At 71.3% G+C, this 21,950-nt stretch carries 20 protein-coding genes and 1 pseudogene; 18 read left to right on the top strand and 3 right to left on the bottom strand.

Features of this window, described 5'->3' with window-relative positions; genetic code table 11:
* The first annotated feature begins 211 nt into the window (after positions 1-211).
* On the top strand, positions 212-796 hold the full coding sequence (locus FHR36_RS13535; protein WP_253796670.1) for a S1 RNA-binding domain-containing protein: 585 nt from the start codon (positions 212-214) through the stop codon (positions 794-796).
* Here the strand turns inward: FHR36_RS13535 and FHR36_RS13530 are convergent.
* Complete coding sequence (locus tag FHR36_RS13530; protein WP_344586062.1) at positions 789-1,109, bottom strand: hypothetical protein; 321 nt, start codon at positions 1,107-1,109, stop codon at positions 789-791. The two genes, FHR36_RS13535 and FHR36_RS13530, sit on opposite strands and share 8 nt — an antisense overlap.
* Positions 1,106-2,431: an ISL3 family transposase gene (locus tag FHR36_RS13525; protein ID WP_253796669.1), complete on the bottom strand. Its 1,326-nt coding sequence runs from the start codon at positions 2,429-2,431 to the stop codon at positions 1,106-1,108. The genes FHR36_RS13530 and FHR36_RS13525 overlap by 4 nt, the downstream gene beginning before the upstream one ends.
* 220 nt (positions 2,432-2,651) lie before the next feature.
* Here FHR36_RS13525 and FHR36_RS13520 point away from each other — a divergent pair.
* The 11 genes and pseudogenes from FHR36_RS13520 to FHR36_RS13470 form a co-directional block, all read left to right on the top strand.
* A pseudogene (locus tag FHR36_RS13520) lies at positions 2,652-2,789 on the top strand (exodeoxyribonuclease III); the annotation flags it as partial.
* A gap of 206 nt (positions 2,790-2,995) precedes the next feature.
* Positions 2,996-3,793: a maleylpyruvate isomerase family mycothiol-dependent enzyme gene (locus tag FHR36_RS13515; RefSeq protein WP_253796668.1), complete on the top strand. Its 798-nt coding sequence runs from the start codon at positions 2,996-2,998 to the stop codon at positions 3,791-3,793.
* Positions 3,794-4,450: 657 nt separating this feature from the next.
* The gene (locus FHR36_RS13510) at positions 4,451-5,785 is read left to right on the top strand and encodes an ATP-binding protein (protein ID WP_253796667.1); all 1,335 of its coding nucleotides are present in this window, start codon (positions 4,451-4,453) and stop codon (positions 5,783-5,785) included.
* A complete protein-coding gene (locus FHR36_RS13505; RefSeq protein ID WP_253796666.1) occupies positions 5,782-6,219 on the top strand; it encodes a roadblock/LC7 domain-containing protein in 438 nt (145 codons plus the stop codon). The genes FHR36_RS13510 and FHR36_RS13505 overlap by 4 nt, the downstream gene beginning before the upstream one ends.
* On the top strand, positions 6,216-6,599 hold the full coding sequence (locus FHR36_RS13500) for a DUF742 domain-containing protein (RefSeq protein WP_253796665.1): 384 nt from the start codon (positions 6,216-6,218) through the stop codon (positions 6,597-6,599). Before FHR36_RS13505 ends, FHR36_RS13500 begins: the two co-directional genes overlap by 4 nt.
* Positions 6,571-7,191, top strand: a complete 621-nt coding sequence (locus FHR36_RS13495; RefSeq protein ID WP_253796664.1) for a GTP-binding protein — start codon at positions 6,571-6,573, stop codon at positions 7,189-7,191. Before FHR36_RS13500 ends, FHR36_RS13495 begins: the two co-directional genes overlap by 29 nt.
* Positions 7,188-8,462 (top strand): cytochrome P450 family protein, encoded by a 1,275-nt coding sequence (locus FHR36_RS13490; protein ID WP_253796663.1) that lies wholly within the window; start codon positions 7,188-7,190, stop codon positions 8,460-8,462. The genes FHR36_RS13495 and FHR36_RS13490 overlap by 4 nt, the downstream gene beginning before the upstream one ends.
* A gap of 162 nt (positions 8,463-8,624) precedes the next feature.
* Positions 8,625-9,743, top strand: a complete 1,119-nt coding sequence (locus FHR36_RS13485) for a polyprenyl synthetase family protein (protein WP_253796662.1) — start codon at positions 8,625-8,627, stop codon at positions 9,741-9,743.
* Positions 9,740-11,368: a prenyltransferase/squalene oxidase repeat-containing protein gene (locus FHR36_RS13480; protein ID WP_253796661.1), complete on the top strand. Its 1,629-nt coding sequence runs from the start codon at positions 9,740-9,742 to the stop codon at positions 11,366-11,368. The genes FHR36_RS13485 and FHR36_RS13480 overlap by 4 nt, the downstream gene beginning before the upstream one ends.
* Positions 11,365-12,726, top strand: a complete 1,362-nt coding sequence (locus FHR36_RS13475) for a cytochrome P450 (RefSeq protein WP_253796659.1) — start codon at positions 11,365-11,367, stop codon at positions 12,724-12,726. Before FHR36_RS13480 ends, FHR36_RS13475 begins: the two co-directional genes overlap by 4 nt.
* On the top strand, positions 12,723-13,688 hold the full coding sequence (locus tag FHR36_RS13470; RefSeq protein ID WP_253796657.1) for a terpene synthase family protein: 966 nt from the start codon (positions 12,723-12,725) through the stop codon (positions 13,686-13,688). The genes FHR36_RS13475 and FHR36_RS13470 overlap by 4 nt, the downstream gene beginning before the upstream one ends.
* A gap of 268 nt (positions 13,689-13,956) precedes the next feature.
* On the opposite strand, the gene FHR36_RS13465 is transcribed toward FHR36_RS13470, so the two are convergent.
* On the bottom strand, positions 13,957-14,520 hold the full coding sequence (locus FHR36_RS13465; protein WP_253796656.1) for a TetR/AcrR family transcriptional regulator: 564 nt from the start codon (positions 14,518-14,520) through the stop codon (positions 13,957-13,959).
* Between the two features lie 86 nt (positions 14,521-14,606).
* Here FHR36_RS13465 and FHR36_RS13460 point away from each other — a divergent pair, with 86 nt between their 5' ends.
* The 6 genes from FHR36_RS13460 (at position 14,607) to murJ (ending at position 21,741) form a co-directional block, all read left to right on the top strand.
* The gene (locus FHR36_RS13460) at positions 14,607-15,782 is read left to right on the top strand and encodes an alpha/beta hydrolase (RefSeq protein WP_253796655.1); all 1,176 of its coding nucleotides are present in this window, start codon (positions 14,607-14,609) and stop codon (positions 15,780-15,782) included.
* A gap of 7 nt (positions 15,783-15,789) precedes the next feature.
* Complete coding sequence (locus tag FHR36_RS13455) at positions 15,790-16,719, top strand: SMP-30/gluconolactonase/LRE family protein (protein WP_253796654.1); 930 nt, start codon at positions 15,790-15,792, stop codon at positions 16,717-16,719.
* A 3-nt stretch (positions 16,720-16,722) separates the two neighbouring features.
* Positions 16,723-17,511, top strand: coding sequence for a class I SAM-dependent methyltransferase (locus tag FHR36_RS13450; RefSeq protein WP_253796653.1), 789 nt, complete (start codon positions 16,723-16,725; stop codon positions 17,509-17,511).
* 431 nt (positions 17,512-17,942) lie between these two features.
* Positions 17,943-18,827 carry a polysaccharide deacetylase family protein gene (locus FHR36_RS13445; protein WP_308199317.1) on the top strand — a complete coding sequence of 295 codons (885 nt, stop codon included), beginning with the start codon at positions 17,943-17,945 and terminating at the stop codon, positions 18,825-18,827.
* A gap of 140 nt (positions 18,828-18,967) precedes the next feature.
* A complete protein-coding gene (locus FHR36_RS13440; protein ID WP_253796652.1) occupies positions 18,968-20,071 on the top strand; it encodes a GNAT family N-acetyltransferase in 1,104 nt (367 codons plus the stop codon).
* A gap of 20 nt (positions 20,072-20,091) precedes the next feature.
* Positions 20,092-21,741 carry a murein biosynthesis integral membrane protein MurJ gene (gene murJ / locus FHR36_RS13435; RefSeq protein ID WP_253796651.1) on the top strand — a complete coding sequence of 550 codons (1,650 nt, stop codon included), beginning with the start codon at positions 20,092-20,094 and terminating at the stop codon, positions 21,739-21,741.
* The last annotated feature ends 209 nt before the right edge of the window (positions 21,742-21,950 follow it).

Raw genomic sequence — 21,950 nt, 5'->3', positions numbered from 1 at the left:
CGCTGTGTCTCGAAGTCGACGTGGACCAGGCCGAAGCGCTGATGGTAGCCCTCAGCCCGTCGAACACCCTGTCATCATAGCTAGGCTACGTGTCGGCAACGGGTGAAACGGGTTCAGGCACGGATTTCGTGAAGTCAATCGCGCGGCCTTACGGTCTGTGGCCGTCCCATGGGGGTGTCGTCGACCTACGGCGTGTGCCAAGGTGGCGGGCATGGATTGGCAGTCTGCGAGCCCGGATCTCTGGGCGTTCCTGGAGTCGCTGCACCGCGGCGAGATCCTTTCTGGCACCGTCGCGGCGATCGAGCGGTTCGGGGTCTTCGTGGCCTTGGACAACGGACCGGACCATCCCATGTTCCCCGGCGTCGGGTTTATCACGATCCCCGAACTGTCCTGGCGCCACATCGAAGCTCCGAACGACGTCGTGGAGATCGGACAGCGCGTCTCATGCGAGTTCCTCCAATTCGACACTCACAATGCTGAAGCCAGGCTGTCGTTGCGTGCACTGTTGCCCGACCCCTTCCAGGCGTTCGCCGACGGCACGGTGGTGGGGCAGACGCTTCGCGGGACGGTCGTCAAGGTGCTCCCCTTCGGCGCCTTCGTTGACGTCGGAAACGGAGTCGTGGGCCTGGTGCCCTTCAAAGAGGTCCACGGCAGGCCCGCCGCAGGTCTGCCGGAGGTATTTCAGGTCGGCGACGAGATGTCAGTCGTTGTTACGGACGTCGAGCGGCCGCAGCGAAGGGTGTTCCTTTCCAGGCCAGAGGACGCCCGGCATGCCGGTGTCGTGCCGCTCAGGTGACTGCATCACTCCCACTCGTTACGTAGTCGGTCAGGGAAAGTGTCCCCGAGTGGGGGCGCCGGCTGGCCGCGATCAGCAGGAGCCGCTTGCGGAGCAAAGGTGCCTTCGCTCGGCCGAACATGCTGCGCTTGAGGGCTTTCAGGTCGTTGGTGCGGCCCTCGATCGGGCCGAACGACCAGTCGGTGCTCATGCCGTAGACGACGGCGTCGAGGTCGGGGAGAAGCCCGACAGCGAAGCCGGCCAGGCCGCGCTGCTCGTCGGCGCACACGTCCGCAATCCAAAGCCGCAGCCGGTGTCCCTCGCGGTTGGTCATGATGGCCGCGAAGGTGCGGACGCGGTTGGCGGCGGCCGCGAGCTCGGGTGAGCGGGCCAGTAGCGCCTTGAGTCGCTGCGGGTCGTCCTCGCGCAGGTGGTCGGGATGGCTGGTGATCCACCAGGTGGCCTCACGGGGCGAGGGCGGCCGGGCGATCGGCGGCATGTCCCGGCCCGGCGGTCGGGTCGCAGCGGCCGGACGTAGTCGCGCAGGGTGCTGTAGCTGCAGCGGGCCCCGCGTTCCCCCAGCTCACGGTGGAGCCGGGACAGGTTCGTGCAGCCCTCGGCGACCCGCAGCTCGAGGTACGGCCTGAACGCGTCGAGTTTGCTGGTCCGGTTCTGCCGTTGGCCGTGCAGCATCGCCTCCGGGCTGGCCGCGCGGGCGTACTTGCGGACCGTGTTGCGCCCCAGGCCGAGACGTCTGGCGATCTCCCGCAGGCGGAGACCCTGCTCGACCTGGGCACGGACCGCGGCGTGGGTGTCGCGGAGCCGGTCGAGGAACTTCCCCGTCGAGTACGGCTCGGGCGGCGCCTCATCGGCCACGACCGCTTCCGCCGGAGCCGGCTGCTCGGGCTCGGGAGCGGATTCGAGCAGGTCCCGAAGCAGGGTGCGGTGGCGCGAGACGAGGCGCTCGACGGCCTCCGCGAAGTTGTGCCTGACGTGCCATTTGTCCGCGCAGTGCTGAGCGTTCGGGGCGCCGGCGCGGGCACCGTCGGCGAAGACCTGCGCGCGGTCGCGGCACACGATCTCGACGCCGGGGTGCTCGCGCAGCCACGCCGCGACACTGTCCGCGTCACGGTCCGGAAGCAGGTCCACCGGCTGGTGGGACTCGCAGTCGACCAGAATGGTGCCGTACCGGCGGCCCTCCCTCGAGGCGAACTCGTCGATGCCCAGCACCCGCGGGACCGTCCGGGCCGGCTCCGGCAGTGCCATGACCAGCCGCAGGACGGTCATCCGGCTGACCGCGATGCCGAGCAGCAGCGCCAGACGGGCCACAGCGCGGGCGGCCAGGACGACGCCCAGCGCACCGAGCATCCGCTGCAGACCCGGCGTCCGCCGACCATAGCGGCAGGTCAGCCCGTCGATCTGCTCAGCGAAGGTCACCCGAGGACAGTCGCCGTTGTCGCAGAACAACCGACGCACCGACAGTTCGATCACCACACTCCGACCGCCGCACGGCACGTCCGCCAGACGTCGTCCGTACCGGCTATGGGCCCGGTCCGACGGTATCCGGCAGTCCGGACACGGCAGAGAGACGTTCTCCGGCGTCGACGCCTCGACCACCACGAGGCCGTCCCGCACCTCTATGCACGCAACCAGCATCCCCGCGAGACGTGCCGGGTCGCTGTCTCTGCCTGGATCAGGTGCGAGACCTTGCACTCGTTGCCGTGCGTGTCCGAGATACGCGAACCCACCACTGCCCGAACTGGCGCCGAAGCCGTCACAATGCCCATGGGCATCCCCCTACCGCCAAGGCCAGCGGGCACCCTCGAACAGGCTGCGCTCGAACGGGTGGACCTTTTTCGAAAAGGTGTCGTTCCGCTGGCGCATCGACTACCAGCTCGCCGCCCCGGGCCTCGCCGCCCGCTGCACCGACGCCCACGTCGAGCGCGCCGCCACCCACGCCGAACGCTGGTCCGACCACGCCCCCGTCACGGCGGTCTTCGACCACAAGCCCTGACTCGGCTTGGTCTGCGCATCGGCGAAGGCGCGGCAGCACCACGCCCGGATGAGTACGAGGAGACATACGTCGAACAGGGCGCGGACCGCGCTGCCGCACAGGCACTCCCGCCTCTTCGCCGGCCCGAGCGGCCCGCCCGCGCCGCTGCCGCGGCGGCCGGGGATAATCGTTTTCCCGTGGGCTGAGCAGGGTGGTAAACACCCGAGGTGCATAACACTCTCGAGTTCTCCGACCACCTGCGGCTGATTGACGAACGGTCGACCGCGTTCCGTGCCGCGGTCGCCTCCGCGCCCGGCCTCGACGCCCGGGTGCCGACCTGCCCCGAGTGGACGCTGTTCGACCTGGCGCAGCACCTGGGCGGGGGCGACCGCTTCTGGGCCGCCATCGTCGGCGCGGGCCCCGCCGACGCCCCGCCGGCCGAGGCCGTCGCCGAGCGGGCCGCCCTGGCCGTGCCGCGGGAGCGCGAGGCCCTGCTGGCCTGGCTGGAGGAGTCGACGCAGCTGCTGCTCGGCGCGCTGCGGGAGGCGGGCCCGGACGCGGGCTGCTGGACGTGGTGGAGTGCCCTGCAGACGCCGCGGACCTCCGGCGGGGTCGCCCGGCACCGGGTCCAGGAGAGCGCGGTGCACACCTACGACGCCCAGCTCGCCGGGGGCGCGCCGCATCCGCTGCCGGCCGAGGTGGCCGTCGACGGTCTCGAGGAGTTCCTGTTCACCTGCGTCGCGACGCCCAGCGCCTGGCCGCACAAGCCCACCGCCTTCGACTTCCACGCCGCCGAGGGGCGCTCCTGGCGCCTCACGGTCGACGGCGACGGCGCCCGGACCACCCGTCTGCCCGCCGCCACCGCCACCGGCGGCGAGGGCCCGGACGCGGCCGGGGTCTCCGCCCACGCCACGGCCGGTGAACTGGTCCTCTTCCTCTACGACCGCGTCCCCGCGGACTCCGTGCGGATCGACGGCGACGCCGGGCTGTTCGACCTGCTCCGCGCCTGGGAGCCGGAGGAGTAGGACGTCACGGGGCGCCGGCTGCGGCGCCCCGGCCGGTCACCTGAGCCCCGAGTCGTCTGCGTTGCTCGGAGCCGCAGTCGCTGACCGCCGCGGGCAGGGCGCGGCCGGCGCCGAGGCACAAGCCCGTCGGTCGCCAGGAAGCCCGCTGATGGTCACATGGTTTCCAGCGGCGAGGTACTGCCGGAAGGACACGTGGCCGGTGTCGATCCATGGGGGGTGCCGCCACATGCGGCACCCCCCATGGTGTGCCCATTCGTCCATGTGATCTAATGATCACTCAGATGCGGAGCCCCTGAGGCCCACTGTCGCTCAGTCACCCTGATACAGACCAGCGGAGTTCAGGATGATGCTCACGACTGCCAGGCCATCGCATGCCGTGGCGGCGTCGGGCGTCCCGCGTGGAGCACCATCGCGCCGTGGAGCGGCAGCTCGGCGATGAGCTGAGCGGCGAGATGCGCACTTGCCGGTCGACGTGGCATATTTGTCGCGCACATGGCAGATCATGCGCGATGCCCCGGCCGCACCCGGTGCTGCTCCATCCATCAGTTTCCGTCTGCAATCTGCCGGGACTCCAAAGGTCGGGCGCTCGTTCACCGTGAACGGACGGCTCCTCAATGTCTGGCCTCCGGAGCCGGCTCGAGCCCGAGGACCCGACCGTTGACCTCGATTCCTGAGACTGCCGCAGTGGTGCTTGGCGCCACGACCGCAGCCGGCGCCGTAGCCACGGCACTGTTGGCGCGTTCGCGTCGCACCCTGGTTGCGCGAAGCGCCGTGCAGTCCGAGGCGCTGACTGCTTCCGAGCAGCGCGAACAGGCGCTCCACGACCAGCTCCGGCAACTCGACGACGAGCTCCGGCATCTGGTCGCCGGCCGTCTCCCCGGCCTGGCGCTGCACCTGGTCAGCGCGCATCACCCGGTTCCCGGCCTGAAGCACGAGGCCCTGGCCGGAACCGACTACGCCGCGCTGCTCGATGCCGTTCTCGGCCACTACTCGGACACGGTGTCCAAGGAGCGCCGACGGATCGACGCCTCCGCCCGCGCAGCGCTCCGCGGTGCGTGCCAGGACATCCAGGCGCTGTCGTACCGGCTGCAGACACAGGTCGAGAGCCTTCAGAACGACTTCGACGACCCGCGCCTGCTCGACAGCCTGTTCAGGCTCGACCACCTCAACGAGCAGGCGATCCGTCTGGTCCAGAAGGCCGCGATCGTCTGCGGAGCGTGGCCCGGCCACGTGCGTCCCGACACCTACGTGGTCGAGATCGTCAGCGGGGCCTCGTCCCGGCTCCACGGCTACGAACGCATCAAGATCGGTTCCCGGCTGCTCGATTCGAACCTCGCGGTCGTCGGTCGCGCCGCGGAGCCCATCGCCGTGGCTCTCACCGAGCTCATGGCCAACGCCCTGGAGCACTCCCGTGACGACCTCGCGGTGGAAGCCAATGTGATCCAGACCGGCGGTGGCAGCGTCTGCATCACCATCGACGACGCGGGCACGGGCATGGGTGCGGAGGCTGTCCGCCGCGGTGTCCGCCTGGTCTCGGGTGAGGGCCAGCAGGACACGCTCCTCACCGAGCTCGGCGATCCGCCGGCCCTCGGCCTCGCAGCCATCGGCCGGCTCGTCGCCGACCACGGCTTCCAGGTCTCGATCGACCAGGTCTCCCCCTACGGCGGGGTCCGCGCGATCCTCGCCATCCCTCCGCACCTGTTGACCACGATCGACGAGGAAATGGAACCGATCTCGGCGATGGCTCCCCTGCCTGCCGCACCCCCCGCGGCACCGCAGTGGCCCATGCCGACCGCCTCGAACAGCACACCGGACGACGGCGACGAGCTGCCCCAGCGCCGTCGGCGCGCCCGCACGGAGCGCACCCGCAGCGATGCTCCCGACGTCGAGCCCCGGGAGTTGAACCCGGAAGCGGCTCGTGACACCTGGAGCCAGTTCCAGGCGGGCCTCGCCGCCGGCAACGCCCCCACCGACTCGAAGGAAGCACAGTGATCCTCTCCACCTCGCGCCCCGTGATCAAGGACCCGTCGTGGGTCCTGAATCCCATCACCGAAGTCAGCAAGGAGGTCAAGCACGCCCTCATCCTGTCGAGCGACGGCATGGTCATCGGCGCGACGGAAGGGCTCCTCCGGGAGACCGCGGAAGGCATCTCCGCCATGACGGCCGCTCTGCACGGCGCCGCCCGCGCCGCGGCCAACGCGGCGCTGGAAGCCCCGGACGGGACCCCCATCACGACCATCACCGTGCAGAACACCCACGGCACGTACATGATCATGCCGGCCGGCGCCCGCACCAACACCTTCATCGCCGTCGCCGGAGGCCTCGACATGCCGATGGGTACGGTCGCGCACATCATGGCCCGGCAGGCCAAGAAGCTCGGCGAACAGCTGATGTCCGTTCCGGCCCGCACACAGGAGGCGTCATGAGTCGCTCCCCGAAGCGGCGACGGATGATCCCCAGCTACCTGGCGACCCGGGGCGTCGGCACCCCGACCCGCAACACCCTCCATTCGCTCATGGCCGTGGTCGCCACGGGTCTTCCGCCCGCCTCTCACCACACCCCCGTGCAGCAGCGGATCATCTCCCTGCTCACGGGAGGCGCTCTGACCGTCAGTGAGACGGCCGCCTACCTCCGTCTGCAGACCGGTGTGTGCAAAGTCCTGCTGTCCCAACTCCTCGACGGCGGCCACCTGCAGGTTCGCGTGCCGGCCCCCTACGGCTTACAACCCGACCCAAACGCCGATCGTCCGTCGAAAGAACTCCTGGAAGAGGTGCTGAATGGACTTCGCGCACTCAAGCAGCACTAGCCCGAGTCCTGTCTATCTGCCCGAGGGCGACCACCAGCGGCTGAAGATCCTGGTGGCAGGCCCCCTCGGCATCGGGAAGACCACCGCGATCAGGACCCTGTCCGAGATCCCGACGCTGCACACCGACGAGGTGATGACCGACGCCGCCGCATCGGCGGACGACCTCACCCTCGACGGCCTGCGCGAGAAGACGACCACCACGGTCGCCATCGACTTCGGCCGCCTGACCGTGCCGCAGGCCAAGGTGGTCCTGTACCTGTACGGCACCCCCGGGCAGCGTCGCTTCCTGCCCCTGTGGGAGGACATCGCCGACGGCGCCATCGGTGCCCTCGTCCTGGCCGACACCCGCCGCCTGGAACAGTCGTTCGAGGTCATGGACCTCATCGAGGAACGCGGCCTGGACTACGCGGTGGCCGTGAACACGTTCCCGACCTCGCCGGACCACACCCTCGACACCCTGCGCTCCAAGCTCGACCTGGACGCGCAGACCCCGCTGGTGACCTGCGACGCCCGGGACAAGGACTCCACCCTGGACGCGCTCATCGCCCTGACCGCCCACCTGATAGCCCGAGCCGGAGACAAGACGTCGTGACCGCCACTCCTCCCGCAGTCCCGGTACGCATACACGGGCCAGAACACGATGCGGACCCCGGGCGAAGCTACGAACTGCTGCGCCTGCAGGGGCCGGTCGGCCTCGCGGAGATCTCCCCCGGCGTCGTCGTCCACCTGGTCACCGACTACCGCGCCGCCCTCGACCTCCTCCACGACACGGAGACCTGGTCCAAGGACACCCGCCAGTGGATGAACCAGGTCCCGCCGGACAGCCCCCTCATGCCGCACGTGCAGTGGCGGCCCAGCCTGTTCTTCGCCGACGGCTCCCACCACGCCCATCTGCGCAGCGTCATCACGGACAGCTTCAACCTTCTCGACCCCCACGACGTCCGCAACCTGACCTTCCGCTACGCCGACACGCTCCTCCAGCAGTTCGCGAAGGACGGCGAGGTCGACCTGGTCGCCCAGTACGCGCAGCAGATCCCCCTGATGGTCTTCAATGCGCTGTTCGGCATGCCCGACGAGTACGCCCCGCGCCTCATGAAGGCGCTGACCGGGATGGTGAGCTCCGATCCCGAGCGGATGGCCGAGGGCGCGCAGTCGCTGAACGAGTACCTCACCAGCCTGTACGCCGCCAAGGCTCAACAGCGCGGACAGGACCTGACCTCGTGGTTCATCGACCACCCGAACGGGCTGAGTCCGGAGGACGTCCTCCAGCAGGTCATCATCGTCTTCGGTGCGGGCAACGAACCGCTGACCAACCTCATCGCCAGCACGCTCGCCCGCATGCTCTCGGACGACCGCTACTTCGGCAGCCTCACCAGCGGGAGCCTGCCGATCCAGCACGCGATCGACGAGGCGCTGTGGAACGACTCCCCGCTGGCGAACTACAGCCTTCACTTCCCCAGGTACGACGTCGAGTTCTACGGTGCGGTCATTCGGGCCGGCGCCCCCGTGATGGTCTCCTACGCGGCCGCCAACTCCTGCCCGCACAGCAACCCGCCGAACGAGGACCACCGCTCCGGCAACAAGGCCCACCTGGCCTTCGCCGCAGGCCCTCACACCTGCCCGGCGCGCTCCACGGCCGTCCTCGTCGCCACCGCGGCGATCGAACGGCTCACCGCCTATCTGCCCGACATCAAGCTCGCCGTGCCACCGGCGGAACTGGCGTACCGCGGCGGCCCGATCTACCGGAGCCTGACGGCGCTGCCCGCCCGGTTCACCCCGCTTCACCCCGCCGACCCGCGGCGCCACGGGAGCCCCTCCGGGCAGCGGCCGGCCGAACCGGTCACGGATCGCGTGTCGGCGTAGCAGCGTCGACAGCGCGTGCGCATACCACCCGGGCACGGCATCGCACCCACGAATCGATCCATGGTGACGGGGTGTTTTCCGCCACACCGGGACCAGGCGTGACAGCTGAAACGTCTGGGGATGTGCGTTCGTGACCATTTCTGCTCGCCAAAGGAACACGCATTGGCCGTTCTTGACGACATGAGACGCCCGGCACCCGCGCTCGACGTCGTACCCCCTCCCGCCGCACCGGACCTCGCGGCCGTGCGGCGGGAGGTCGACGCGGCGCTGGCCACGTTCCTGGATGCCAAGGAACAGTCCGCGCCCGGCCCGGAACTGCCATCGCTCATAGCCCAGCTCCGCACCTTCCTGGCAGGCGGAAAGCGCCTGCGCCCCCTGCTGTGTGTGTGCGGCTGGTACGCCGGCGGCGGAGCGGGCGACCACGCGCCGGCCGTCCGTGCCGCGGCCGGCCTCGAACTCTTCCAGGCGTTCGCCCTCATCCACGACGACGTGATGGACGCCAGCGACACCCGTCGCGGCCAGCCCTCCGCCCACCGCGCGCTGGCCGCCGCCTACACCGCCAACGGCGGCCCGGCCGACCGGGCCGAGGAACACGGCCTGGGCGCTGCCGTGCTCCTCGGGGACCTCGCACTGATCTGGTCCGACGAACTGCTGCACGGAGCGAGCCTGACGGTCCGGAGCCCCGAGCAGGTCCTGCCGCTCCTGGACGAGATGCGCAGCGAGGTGCTCTACGGCCAGTACCTGGACCTGCAGACCACCGGCCGGCTGTCCGACGACGTCGACACCGCGGTCCAGGTCATCCGGTACAAGACGGCGAAGTACACCGTCGAGCGGCCGCTCCACATCGGCGCGGCGCTCGCCGGCGCCACCGCTGGGGTCGACGCCTCCCTGAGCGCCTTCGCGCTGCCGCTCGGCGAGGCCTTTCAACTCCGCGACGACCTCCTCGGCGTCTTCGGCGATCCCCTGGAGACGGGGAAGTCGGTGCTGGACGACGTGCGCGCGGGCAAGGCCACGGTGCTCATGGCCCTCGCGGCCCAGCGGGCCTCCCGCCGCGAGCTGCGGTCGCTGCGCGCACGGTTCGGCAGACGGGGCCTCACCGAGCGGGACGCTGCCGTGGTCCGGTCCATCCTCGAGAGCACCGGAGCCCGGCAGGCCGTGGAGGAGATGATCCGGACCCGGCGGGACCAAGCGCTGACGGCCCTCGACAACGCCCCTTTCCCGGCCGGCGCCCGCGCGGCGCTGCGGGACATCGCCGGATCCGCAACTGCGAGGCAGGCATGAACGAGTACCAGCACCACCGGACCGGCACAGCCCTGGCGACGGCGCTCGTCGAGCACCACCCGGAGGACGCCACCCAGGTCGGCGCAGCGGAGCGGTTGATCAGCGCGGTCGACGCCGACCCCTGGGGCAGCGTCCGCCCGTCCCTCTACGAAACAGCCCGCGTGCTGTCCACGGCGCCGTGGCTGCCCGGCGGACAGACCCGGGTCGACCACCTGCTCCGCGAACAGGCCGACGACGGCAGCTGGGGCGACGGACCCGCGCCCTACCGGCTCCTGCCCACGTTGAGCGCCGTCGAGGCGGTGCTCGCGGTGCTGCAGCGGGAGCCCGGGGCCGGCGGTGCGACGCACCGTCTCGCCGCAGCGGCTGCCAGGGGACTCGCCGCGCTGGCCGACCTGCCGTCGGCCGGGCCGTGGCCGGACACCGCAGCCGCCGAGATCCTGGTCCCGAGTCTGGTCGCCGCCGTCAACGAGCGTCTCGACCGGCCCCCGGTCGCCGATCTTCCGCACCTCGGGCCCTGGCACCGCGGCTCACGTCCCGCCGTCCCGGGCGGCTACCACGCCGCGGCCCCCGAAGCAGTAGCGGGTAAGTGCAGAGCCGCCGGCGGAGTCCCGCTCAAGCTCCACCACACCTTCGAAGGCGTCGCCCGACACATCCCGGACACGCTGCTGCCCGAGGCGGACGGGCTGCTCGGCAGCTCCCCGGCCGCCACCGCGGCCTGGGCCGCCTCCGCACCCCACTCCCCGCAGCGGCAGCGTGCGGTGGACGAGCTCGCCGCCGTGGCACACCGCTACGGCGGCCTCTTCCCGGAAGCGGCACCGATCACGGTGTTCGAACGGCTCTGGGTCGCCGCCGCGCTGGCGCGTACCGGTCTGCCGCCCGCCGGGGTGCCCACCCTGCGCAGGTGGGTCGACCGCATCTACGACACCGAGGGTGTCCGAGGCACACCCGGGCTGATGGTGGACGCCGACGACACCGCCATGGCCGTACTCGTCGCGGCCCTGGTCGACCGGCCCCGCGATCCCGCTCCGCTCGCCATGTTCGACAACGGTCGCCACTACGACTGCTACATCGGCGAGGACACCGGATCCCTCAGCGCCAACGCACACGCCCTCCAGTCCCTCCACGCCTATCTCCGCCACCACCCCGAGGAGGCGGAGACGCACCGCCTCGTCATGGGCCGGGTGGCCGACTGGATCATCGAGCACCAGCAGCCGCAGGGCCACTGGACCGACAAGTGGCACGCCTCCCCGTACTACGCCACCGAACGGTGCGTGACCGCACTGGCACCCCTCCGCGGCCTCCGGCGGCGCCGGGCGATCGAGGCGGCGGCCGCATGGGTGCTGGCCACCCAGCACGACGACGGGTCCTGGGGCATCTGGGGCGGCACCGCCGAGGAGACCGCCTACGCGGTGAAGATCCTGCTCTGCACGTCCGGTACGGCGCACAACCGCGCCCTGGACCGCGCCGAGGCCTTCCTGCGCGCGACCGCCGGCACGCCCGGCCACCGGCACCCCGCCCTCTGGCACGACAAGACCCTCTACGCACCCGAAGCAATGATCCAGGCCGAGGTCGTCGCCGCCCGCCGGCTGCTGCGGACCCGCCACGAAACGGAGTACCTCCCGTGACCGCCGACGCCACGACCCCGCCGCACGCGCCAGGGCGCCTGCCCGCCGTCGGACACCTGATGCCGCTGCTCCGGGACCGGCTGGCGTTCATGCAGGAGCTGCGCAGCCATGGCGACGTGGTGCAGATCGGGGTCGGCCCGCGGCCGGTGTTCGTCGTCAACTCGCCCGAACTCATCTGGGAGATGCTCACCGCCCAGTCCGCGAACTTCAGCAAGGGCCGGCTCTTCGACAAGCTCCGCCTGTTCGGCGGATCACCCCTGCCGATCGCCGAAGGGAAGCAGCACCTGCAGCGCCGCCGCCTGATGCAGCCGGCATTCCACCGCGAGCGCATCAACTCCTACATCGACCGGATGAGCACCACCGCGGAGGCCGCGCTCCGGACCTGGGAACACGGGGCACGCCTCGACGTGCTGAACGAGCTTCAGCTCATCACCCAGGGCGTCGTCATGTCGCTGCTGTTCGACTCCGAGCCCGCCCGCGATCCCGCGCAAGCCATCATGAACAGCGTCGACACCGTCTTTCAGGCCGCCATCCGGCGCACCGTCTCACCGGTCTCCGCCTGGGAGGGGCTGCCGCTCCCGGGCAACCGCAAGCTCCGGGCCGCAAATGCGCTGCTGCGCCGGACGGTCGGCGACATCGTCACCGCCCACCGGACGGACCCCGGGGCCCACGACAACGTCGTCTCCCTGCTCCTCGAAGCCCGCGACGAGGACGGCCGGCCCCTGGACGACGACGAGATCCTCTCCGAGGTCACCGCACTGCTGGCCGCCGGCTCCGAAACCACCGCGGTCACCATGGCGTGGCTCCTCCACGAACTGGGCCGCAACCCCGACATCGAGGAACGGCTTCACCACGAGGTCGACACCGTACTGGCCGGCGACCGGCTCACCGCGGACCACCTTCCCCGGCTCGACTACACCCGCAGACTCGTCACCGAGACGCTGCGCCTGCACAACCCCGGCTGGATCGTGACCCGCCAGGCCACCGTCCCGGTGCGGCTCGGCACCGCGCTCCTGCCCGCCGGCGCCGACCTGATCTGGAGCCCGTACGCGCTCCACCGGGACCCGGAGCTCTACCACGACCCGCTGCGGTTCGACCCGGACCGCTGGCTCCCCGAGCGACCGCAGCCTCCCAGGGGCGCGTACATCCCCTTCGGCGCCGGAAAGCGCATGTGCATCGGCGACGGGTTCACCTGGGCCGAGGCCACGGTCCTGACCGCCCTCATCGCCTCCCGCTGGACCCTGCGGCACACGCCCGGCACCACGGTGCGGCCCGTACCCGCCATCACCGTCCACCCCTCCTCCCTCCACATGGTCCTGGAGGCCAGAGAGCACGCAGCGGCGCGGGAGGCAGCGTGACCACCACCGACCGGACGGGTGTCGCCACCCTGCCCATGCCCGACGTCTCCCGTACCTTCCCCGGCCCCTTCCCGACCAGCCCGCACGCGGACCGGATCCAGGCGCACCTGGGGCAATGGCTCCACCGGTTCCCGCTCCTCGGTCCGCCCGACGCACGGCGTACCCTCTGCGACATCGTGGCGCACGGGGTGGCCCGGACCTTTCCCACCGCCGAGCCGGACGGCCTCGTCCTGTGCGCGGACCTCTTCCTGTGGCTCACCGCGTTCGACGACACCTACGGCGAGGCGACGGCGGCCGGCAGCCCGGCCCGACTGGTGCGCCGGATCCAGGGTTTCGTCCATCTCCTGGCCGACGGCGAGCCGCCCGGCGACGCCGGACCCTTCGACGAAGCACTCCACGACCTCCTCACGAGGCTGCGGACCCGGGCCACGGCCGCCCAGTACCTGCGGGTCACCGGCTGCCTGCGGGACGTCCTCTTCGGCATGCTCTGGGAAGCGCACCACCTGGCCGAACCCGATCACGTCCGGATGCACGACTACCTCGCGGTACGCCCCCACACCGTGCTCGTGCGAACCCTCATCGCCGTTGCCGAAGTCGCCCTGCGGTACGAGCTGCCGGACGAAGCGCGCAACTCCCCGGCAGTGCGGCAACCCGAGTCGGCCGTCGCAGACCTCGCCGGCCTGCTGAACGACCTCGGCTCCTACGCGAGGGAATCCGCCAAGGGCGTCCCGAACTCGCTGAACCTCATCTCCTTGATCACGAGAGCGGAGAGCTGCGACATTCCCACCGCGTACGCGGCAGCTTCCCGCCTCGGGGAAGAGCACGCCGCGACTGCCCGGCACGGGATCGGCCGACTCGCGACCAGCGACTCGGCCCCGCTGCAGCAGCACGCCGAAGCCCTGGAATCCATCGCCTGCTCCTACATCTGGCACATCGACCACGCCCGCTACACGAAGGCCTGAGCCCGCCCCGCGCAAGCAAGCAAGCAAGCAAGCGACGTTCGCCCCGTTGTGACGTGCCGTCCGGCCGCCGGGCCGGACGGCATCGGGCGGTCAGGATGATCACGTGGCCGAACGCGTGCGGGTGCGGGAGATCCATGACGACGAGGCAGGCCGCCCTTGCGGACTGTCCGCAGGGGCACCGCGTCGGCGGCGGCCTGGCGACGGGCCGGGATGACGCTGCTGTCGGCGCAGGGCATGGCGGTGGCGGTGATGGCGGCGACGACGGGGCCTACGGGCCGTAGACCGAGTGCAGGAGATTGCGGACGAACCCCTCGTGGTCGTCCAGGCCGGTGGCAGCCAGCGTGCGCCGGCCGCCGGCCAGCAGGCTCGGAAAGGCGGCGTGCACGGCCAGAGTGACGGTGGCTGCGCGGTGCGCGGTGACGGGCAGCCCGGCGGCGCGCTGAGCCTCCTCGAAGTGGGCGAAGTCAGCCGCGGCGATGGTGTCGAGGACGGTGGCGAGCGAGGGCCGGCGCGCGGCCTCGCATTGGAGTTCCAGGTACGCGAGCAGCCGGGACCTGCCCGGGCCGGCGGCGTTCCGCAGGAGAGTGGCCAGCATCAGGACGAGGTGCTCCCGGTCGGCGGGCACCGGCCTGGGGATCTGCTCGTACAGCTCCTGGCAGCGGTCGGCCGCGGCCTGCAGCAGGGCATCCCTGGTCGGGAAGTAGTTCTTGGCGGTGCCCGGCGGCATTCCCGCGGAGGCGTCGACGGCCCGGTGGGTCAGCCCCCGCCCGCCGGACTGCGCCAGGACGTCGATCGCGGCATCCCGGAGGTGATCTCGGCGTTCTCTGTTCACTTGCCCAGACTACCCCAGTAGTGGTACCACAAGTGTGGTGATTCTCTGACGCCCGAACTCTCGGATGTGAACTGGAGGCGGTCCCCGTGCCGTTCGGCTACCTGGTGTCCGTCCTGCTCCTCGCGCTCTGCACGCTGAGCGCACTGGTCCCGGCCCGCAGACCGGAGCCCCTCGCCCAGCTGTCCTTCTGGTTCGCCGCGCCCGTCAACGAGGTGCCGTTCGCCGCGCTGGCCTGGCTGCTGCTGTCCACCCTGCTGGCCCTCACGGAGGGCGACCTCGCCTCCCCGGGGGGCGGCGTGGCGACGGGACTGGCGGCGCTGACCGCCGGCGGCCTCGCGCTGGTCGCCGCCCGCGGGCTTCGGGCGCGCAACGCACTCGACCTCGCCCTGGCCGAGGCTCTGGACACGCACCGGCCCGCCCCGACCACCCCCGCACCGGACGCGCGGCCGCGCCGGCCACGTCCCTGGGCCCGCATCCTGGCCGCCCCGTTCGCCAGGGGCCGCCGCCGCGCTGTCGTCCGGGTGCCGAACATCAGCTACGGCCCCGCCGGCCGGAGGAACCTGCTCGACGTCTACCACCACCGCACGCGCCCGACAGGCGCACCCGTACTGATCCACCTGCACGGCGGGGGCTACCACCACGGCAGAAAGAACAGCCAGTCCCTACCCCTGCTGTACCGCTTCGCCTCCCACGGGTGGGTGTGTGTCAGCGCCAACTACCGCCTGCGGCCCGGCGTCAAGCACCCCGAGCACCTGATCGACCTCAAGCGGGTCATCGCCTGGGTACGCGCGCACAGCGGCGAGTACGGCGGCGATCCCGCCGTCCTCGTCGTGTCGGGCAGTTCGGCCGGCGGACACATGGCCGCGCTGGCGGCCCTGACCCCCGGCGACCCCGCCTTCCAACCCGGTTTCGAGAACGCCGACACCTCCGTCACCGCCGTCATCGCCCTCAACGGCTACTTCGGGAACTACTACGGGCAGGGTGCGCACTCCTCACCGCTCGCCCATGTCTCCGCCGACGCCCCGCCGTTCTTCATCGCCCACGGTGACAACGACACGATGGTCCCGATCGAGGGCGCCAGGGTCTTCGCCGACGCCCTGCGCCGCGCCTCTGCCAATCCCGTGGTCTACGCCGAACTCCACGGCGCCCAGCACGCCTTCGACCTTCACTCCTCCCCCCGCTTCGAAGCCGTCGTCGACGCGGCCGAGTCGTTCACCACCTGGGTCGTCTCCCACGCTCCGCACCCTCAGACACGGAACTAGGTGAACCATGTCCAGCACCATCGAGCACGGCCTGTACGAGATCCTGGACGAGCGCTTCCGCACCGGCCGGTGCACCTTCGGCGACATGCGGTTGGAGCAGTTGTACGGCGACTGCCGCTGGGCGGAGGGGCCGCTCTACCTCCCGGCCTGGCGCCAACTGGTCTGGAGCGACATCCCCAACGACCGCATACTGCGCTGGGACGAGGCCACCGGCGCGGTGAGCGTCCTGCGCTCACCCGCCGGACACAGCAACGGGAACACGCTGGACGGCGAAGGCCGCCTGATCACCTGCGAGCAGGGCAACCGCCGGGTGGCCCGTACCGAACACGACGGCACGATCACTGTCCTCGCCGCCCACCACGGGGGCCGCCGGCTCAACTCGCCCAATGACGCGGTGGTCCGCTCCGACGGCTCGGTCTGGTTCTCCGACCCGGACTTCGGCCTCATCAGCGACTACGAGGGCCACCGCGCCGAGAGCGAGATCGGTGCGTGCAACGTCTACCGGATCGACCCGAACAGCGGCGAGGTCCGGCTGGTCGCGGACGGCTTCGCCGGACCGAACGGGCTGGTCTTCTCGCTCGACGAGGCGCAGCTCTACGTGTCGGACAGCCGGGCCCGGCAGATCCTCGTCTTCGACGTCCTGGAGGACGACACGCTGTCGGACGGCAAAGTCTTCGCCGAGGCCCCGCACAGCGGATTCGACAACATCCGCTTCGACTGCGACGGCCGCCTGTGGGCGGCTGCCCTTGGCGACGGCGTGCACTGCTACGACCCGGACGGCACGCTCATCGGGCGCCTTCTCGTCCCCGAGCCGGTCTCCAACCTCACCTTCGGCGGGCCGAAGAACAACCGGCTCTTCATCACTGCAACGACCTCGGTGTACTCACTGGTCATGTCCGTGACGGGAACCCATAGGGTACGACTGGGCCGCCCCTGAGCCATGCCCGAATCGGTCATGGCCCAGCTGTGGGATTCGCCCCATGTCTCGGGACTGCGGCGACCCAGGTACCGGGCGCGCCACGGCCAGCGGGAGACCGGCTGCGGTTCCCGCTCCCTGCAGGTGCTGGAGCTCGGCGCCGCCACCGGGGGCACCGCCGCCGCCGCGGGAGCGCTCGCGGCCGAGGGCTCACCCGGCCCGGCGGTCGACTATCTGTGCACCGATCCCTCGGAACTCCTGCTCGGTGCGGCACCCGCCCGGCTGGCCCGCCATGCCCGGGTTCGGTTGGCGTGCTTCGACATGCACGCGGAACCCGGCCCGCACCCTCTGCGAGCGCGCTCCTTCGACATCGTCGTCTCCACCGGGGTGCTGGCCGGCGCCCGGTATCCCGGCGCCACGGCCCGCCGGCTCGCCGCCCTGGCAGCGCCCGGCGGCTGGCCGCTGCTGACCGAACCCACGCGCGAGCCGTACGAGGATCTGATCTCACGCGCGTTCCTCCCGTCCGCCACCGAGGCGGCCGGGCTCCTCGCCGACCGCCCTCCGGTCCCGGGGCCGCCGGCTCGACGCCCTGGCCGCTGCGGTAGTCGTAGGGCAGCGGGGGTGGTCGGCGAAGCCGGTGTCGGTCTTCCAGAACCGGACGGGCGAGTATGCCTGGTCGATCTCGTTCGCCAGTCCTCGGTGCTCCGGTCCGGCGCGCCCTTGGGGCCGCAGAACTGGCCGTTGAAGCCGGTCGCGATCTCGTCGCCGTCCAGCCAGGCCTGGCCGATCTGCGCCAGGGTCGCCCTGACCTGACCGCCGGTCGGGAAGGCGATGCTGGCCGTGCCGACCTGGTGCTGCGGGGGTCCTCCACCACGCCGTCCCAGCAGAGGACGACGAACTGCGGCGGTCGTTCCCCCGCCTTCAGCCGTTCGACCGGCGGCCGGCCGGACGCTTGGTCGCCCCCGGTCCTCCGGGCATGAAGGCGAGCGCCACCCGGACGACGGCCGACGGCCACTGACGACGAACTCAGGCCCGATCGCGACGTAGCGCCGTCCAGGCGGCGACCGCGGCCATCGCCCGGACGGGCGAATGTCTCCGCCGGGCGAGTGAGCCCGGCATCCGCGGGTACGGGCCACCGCCTGCCCCACGCTACGTTGGCAGCAGTGTCGCCTGACTGGTCGTCATCATTGGCTGCCGGCCGTCGTGCCGGATCAGCATCGTGCGTCGTTGTGCCGGGAAAGGAGATGACCTCGATGGTCGTTGCACCGCTCGGTGGAGAGGTCCATGCGCCACCGGTGAGTCCGTTGCAGGCACCGTGGGTGTTGATGTACCACTCCGTGGACGTCTACGAGCAGGATCCGAATCTGCTGACCGTCATGCCCCATCGCTTCGCCGAGCAGATGAACTGGCTGGCCGAGAGCGGGCTGCGCGGTGTCGGCGTCGAGGAGCTCCTGGACGCGCAGGCCCGGGGGAAGGCGGCCTCCTTGGTGGGGCTCACCTTCGACGACGGCTACGCCGACTTCGCCACCCAGGTCATGCCCGTCCTCGCCGAACATGGCTTCGGCGCCACGGTCTATCTGCTCGCCGGACGGCTCGGCGGCTACAACGCGTGGGACGCCGGCGCGCCCCGCAAGGACCTGCTCACCGCCGAGCAGGTCAGGGAACTCGCCGACGCGGGAGTGGAGATCGGCTCGCACGGGCTCATGCACGTGCGGCTGACGGGTCTGCCCGCCGCCGATCTGGCGGCGGAGAGTGCCACCAGCCGGGAGATCCTCGAAGGGCTCACGGGCCGACCGGTGCGAGGGTTCTGCTACCCGTACGGCGCGGTCGATCAGGCGGCAGTCTCGGCCGTACGGGACGCCGGCTACCAGCACGCGTGCGCCATCGATCACTCCGCGCTCACCGGGCGATGGGCACTGCCCCGGTGCTACGTCGGAGATCACGACGGAGCGTGGCGGCTGAAGGCGAAGCGTGCCCGCCACCTGATGCGCGGGCTTCGCACGGCGGTGTTGAACCGCTCCGGCGATGCCGACCGACCCGGTGCCCCTGCGGTCGTCGCCGGCCGTGGTAACCCGACCGCGGGGGCGGCCATGTCCCCGAGTGATCCGACTGATGGGAAATCTCCGTGACGCGGCCGACTTCACCGCCTGCTCTGCCGAACCATCCGCACCGAACGCCCGCGGCCCGGTCGCAGCGGAGTCCGAGCACTCCGGCGACCGCGTACGGGGCGCGTCCGTTCAACTCATCGGCCGTCGGACCCGACTGGTCGGTGTCGGAGCATCGCCACCACCAGGACTTCGCCGACCTCGCCGCGGAGTGGGACGACCTGGTGGACCGCTGCTCAGCGGCCACCCCGTTCCAGTGTCACGCCTGGCTGGATTCCTGGTGGCGCTCCTACGGTCGGCCCGGACGGCTGCGCCTGGTGCTGGTGCGCAGGCAGGGAAAGCTGGTCGCCGCCGCGCCACTGATGCTCCGGCTGTTCCCCCTGCCCAGGCTGGTGCCGATCGGCGCCGGCCTCAGCGATTTCGGTGACGTCCTCCTGGACGACGACCATGCGGCCGAGGCCGCGGCGGTACTCGCCCGCGTGCTGCCCCTCAACCGGCCGTGGTCCCTGCTCGACCTGCGCGAGGTCCGCCCCACCGCGGCCGCTCACCGGCTGCTGCCCCATTGGCAGGGCGCGTCGCGCCGTCTGCCCGACTCGCTCTGCCAGTCCCTGCCCGGCGTCCCGGTGGAGGAACTCCTGGCCCGCCTGCCCGCCCACTCCGCCAAGCGCTCCCGGGCCAAGCTCCGCAGGCTCGCCGCGGTGGGAGTCACCGCGCGGCAGACCCCTCCGGACGAGGTCCCGGCTGCCGTCGCCGATCTGTTGCGCCTGCACGAACTCCAGTGGCGTGGACGCGGAGTGACTCCCGAGCACCTGCGCGAGCGGTTCGCCGCGCACCTGACCCGCGCGATCACGGCCATGGCGGCGGCCGACCGAGCCGCACTCCACCGGTACTGGCTGGACGGTGAGCTGATCGCCTGCCATCTCACGGTCCTCGGGCCGGACTTCACGGGCCTTTACCTGTACGGCGTGCATCCGAAGGTACGTGACCGCCTGGACATCTCCGGCATGCTCCTCTCCGGGTGTCTCTCGTATGCCGTAAGCACCGACCGGAGCGAGGTCAACCTGCTGCGCGGCACGGAGGCGTACAAGCAGCGGTGGCGTCCCGAACAGGCCCAGAACGAACGCCTGTTCATCGGCGGCCGACTCGCCGTCGCGGTGTATGGCAGCGCCGTCCACCTGCGGGGCGCCGCAGTCCGGCACGCCCGCGCCCGCCTGCCGTGGCTGGCCGAGGTCCGCAACCGGGTGCGCGCCCTCCGCACACCACGCTGAGGTCCGGAGGTTCAGCCGAGGTGCATGGGACCACTGCGCCGCCACCCGAGCGGACACCCACAGAGCCGCGAGAAGGCCGGCCCCTGGCCCGTGCGTTCGGAGTCACCGCCGCGCTCAGCCTGGCCGCCTCCCTGCTCGGACTCGTCCGTGACCTGCTGCTGGCTCGCTATTTCGGCGCGGGCCGGGGCACCGACGCCTTCCTGGTGGCCTGGAGCGTGCCGGAGACGGCGGCTCCACTCCTGATCGACAGCGCCATGCCGCTGCTGATGATGCCCGCCTTCAGCGCCGCGCTCGCCGCACGGCGGACCTCGGCCGCCGGGGACGCGGCAGTGGAGACCTCCGACCCGGTCCGAACGCTCGTCGCCGCCACCCTCCCACGGCTGTGCCTGATGCTCGCCGCCGTGTCCGCCGCCACCGCGTGGGGTGCGCCCCATCTGGTCGCCCTGCTCGCCCCCGGCCTGCCCGACCCGGCGCTCGCCGTCACCTGCACCCGGCTCACCTCGCTGACAGTCGTCACCTTCGGCATCAGCGGCTACCTCGCGTCAGGGCTGCGCGCTCACCAGCACTTCACCATCCCCGCCACCGTCTACATCGCCTACAACCTCGGCATCGTGGGTGTGACGGCCCTGGGGCACAACAGCCTCGGCGTCCGGGCCACAGCGCTGGGGGTCGCCGTCGGCGGCGTCCTGATGGTCGCAGCCGTCCTGCCCGCCTTCAGTCGCCATTGCTGCCGGCTGAAGAGCAGCCTCGGGCTGCCGCGTCCGGGCGGCACACCCGCTGCGGTGACCATCCTGGGTCTTCAGGTGCTGCTGCCGGTCGTGGTGTTCGCCCTGACCCGCCAGTGCCAGGTCTACATCGAGCGCGCCCTGGCGTCATCCCTGGCCCCGGGCACCATCTCGCACCTGAACTACGCCGAGAAGGTCGCCCAGATGCCGATGGCGCTGGCGGTGATGATCAGTACGGTCAGCCTCCCCGTGGTGGCGCTGGCGATGGCGAAGGGCGACACCGAACACGCACGGGAGCGGACCGAGAAGGATCTCCGGATAGTCGCCGCGATCGCACTCGCCGCCACCGCCTTCCTGGTGGCCTGTGCCCCACAGGTCGTCACCCTGCTCTTTCAGCGCGGCGCCTTCACGGCCGCCGACACCGCGGCCTGCGCGACCGTCATGCGGGTCTACTGCCTCGGGCTGCTGGGCCAGGCCCTGGTCGGCGCCGTGGCCCGGCCGTTCTTCTCCGTCCGGCCCGTCGTCCGCGTGCTCGACGACGGCGGGGGAACAGCAGCCGCCGGTACGGACCGGGGCGGATGGTTCCCCACGGCCGCGATGACGGCAGGACTCGCTGCCACCGTGGCCGTCAGCATCCTCGCCGTACCGGCTTTCGGGGCATCGGGCCTGGCCGCCGGCAATGCCGCGGGAATCACCCTGACGTCCGGGCTGCTGCTGAGCCGTCTCAAGCACAGGGGCATCCCGGTCCGGATGCCCCGGATCCTCTCCGCGCTCGGCCGCCTGACCGCTGCCGCCGCGTGCGCAGCCGGCACATCGGCCTGCGCGGTGGCCGCCGTCGGGCCGGATCCGCTGGCCGCCGTACTCATCGGCGCTGCCGTCACGCCCCTGGTGTTCGGCGGATCGGCCTGGCTGCTGGGCGTCCGAGTGGCGGCCGGCTCGGCTTGAGGCCATCGCCGCCGGCGCCCGGACAGCACGACGCCGGCCGGGCCCGATCGGCGCACGCGGCGCCTCACGTTCTGCCGATTGTTAACGCTAACAATCAGAAGGTCAAGCCCGAGTTCGACCCCGCCCCAGCCGCGCCCGCGCGAGACCCAACGGTGATCTCAGGGCACTTGACGCGATTTCTGTGAGCGTTAACACTCAGGTAACGCCAG

The sequence above is a fragment of the Kitasatospora cinereorecta genome (assembly GCF_024172095.1).
GTDB classification, from domain to species: Bacteria; Actinomycetota; Actinomycetes; order Streptomycetales; family Streptomycetaceae; genus Kitasatospora; species Kitasatospora cinereorecta.
The sequence above is the reverse complement of the archived record's forward strand: the minus strand, read 5'-3'. Positions and strand labels throughout refer to the sequence as shown.